The 974-nt window shown below is 77.6% G+C and carries 1 pseudogene; it reads right to left on the reverse strand.

The features are described 5' to 3' along the window. Positions 1–974: pseudogene (locus tag DZG00_RS15790) on the reverse strand (hypothetical protein); the annotation flags it as partial.

Raw genomic sequence — 974 nt, forward strand, 5'->3', positions numbered from 1 at the left:
CCCGGAGCCCGGCACGTCGACCCCCGCCGCCCCGCCCGTCATGGCCAGCTGCGCGTGCGTGGTCGCGGGCGGCGTGGGCACCTCGGCGGCGGGCGGCGGCCCCGCGTGGAACGTCTCGCTCGCGTGCGCCGTGTGGTCGGAGAACGCCGGGATGGCTGCCCCATCCGCGTCTCCGGCGGGACGGCCCGGGCTGTCGAGGACGGCGACGTACCAGCCGGGCGTGGTGACGCGCATGCAGGGCGTCGTCACGTCGCCGTCTCCGGTGAGGAGGACATCGGCCGCGGGGGCGCTCGTGTCCCCGTCCCCGGGTACGACCACCGGCTCCCCGTCCGCGGGCGCGGTCGGGAAGGGACCCGCGAGGCGGACGTGCACGGGGACGGCGCCGACCCCGACGAACGACGTCGCGCGCAGGGTGTCGGTCTGGCAGCCGCCCGTCGTGATCTCCGCGGAGCCGACGGCCGTCGTGATCCGCGGCGGCTGCGGGACCTGCGTCGTCTCGGTGGCGGCGCCGAAGGTCGAACGCCAGGGCAGCACCCGCGCTCGTCCGGCCGCGACGGCGGTGTCATCCGGGGAGATGGACTCGGCCCAGGTGTAGAAGCCCCCGGCGGGAAGGCGGCAGGCGGGAGTGGCGTAGTCGCCCGGGCCGCGGTCGATGCGCGTCACCACCTCGCAGACCTGGGGAGCATCGGCGGGGACCTCGTCGCGCTCGGGCCCGACCTGCTCGGGGAAGGGACCGAGGAGCCGGCTGCGGACGGTGACCGGCACGGGCGCCAGGCTGCCGTCCTCGCGGCGGATCAGCCCCCAGCCGTCTGCGGTCGCCGGCATCCCGTGGTCAGCCGGTGCCGCGGGATCGGCGGACACCCGGAGGGAATCCGCGATCTCGTCGCCGACCGCCGCCACGGCGCGCGACGTGCGCGTGACGACGCGCGGGGCGAAGGGGAGCGGGCTCGGCGCCTGCGCGTCCGCCCGCGCCA

This window comes from Clavibacter lycopersici, from assembly GCF_003576405.1.
In the GTDB taxonomy this organism is placed as follows: Bacteria; Actinomycetota; Actinomycetes; order Actinomycetales; family Microbacteriaceae; genus Clavibacter; species Clavibacter lycopersici.